This is a genomic window from Lactobacillus apis (genome assembly GCF_002837055.1).
Taxonomy (GTDB): Bacteria; Bacillota; Bacilli; order Lactobacillales; family Lactobacillaceae; genus Lactobacillus; species Lactobacillus apis.
Map to the genome: position 1 here is coordinate 1 of NZ_PDKP01000063.1, position 579 is coordinate 579.

2 pseudogenes are annotated in these 579 nt (G+C 35.4%); both read right to left on the reverse strand.

Annotated features, from left to right (window positions below):
- A pseudogene (locus tag CRG87_RS07920) lies at window positions 1-356 on the reverse strand (D-alanyl-lipoteichoic acid biosynthesis protein DltB); the annotation flags it as partial.
- Window positions 356-579 (reverse strand): annotated as a pseudogene (locus CRG87_RS07925) (D-alanine--poly(phosphoribitol) ligase subunit DltA); the annotation flags it as partial. The pseudogenes CRG87_RS07920 and CRG87_RS07925, both read right to left, overlap by 1 nt.

The window sequence follows — 579 nt, forward strand, 5'->3', positions numbered from 1 at the left end:
CCCGGTATTTTTGCTTTTGGAAAAGCCGTTTGTACTTTTACCATTATTAAGGGAACAATTGATAGGAAAACAGCCAGGTAAAAGACCCACGTTTTATTTTTACCCTTTTTACGATAATAGAGATAACAATATGTAATTACTAGCTCGATTAACAGGTAAATAATTAAACTAACACCTTGTTGCCATTTATCTGCATCAAAGACAAGAAATAAGAAAACAACTGAAAAGATGCATTCATAGATCTTAAAACGATGCCCATGATATAGGCCTAAAATAATTGGAATTAGTCCAATCATTAGGTAAATAAAGTAGTGGGGATTTGCGTAAGGCTGTAAATTAATGAAGTTAAAATTCACTACTCATTAACCTCCTCAATCACAGCTTTAATGTCAACCTTACCGTTTTGTGATACCGGCAATTTTTCCCGGTAAACGTAGCGCTGCGGAATCATGTAAGGCATCAAGTTCTCAGCTAAATCAGCGCGAATCATTTTGGTGATTTCTTCTTCTGAATACTGCTCTTTGACGCCATCTTTTAGTTCAACTTCAGCCACAATTTGTTTAACAGTGTGATCTTTGC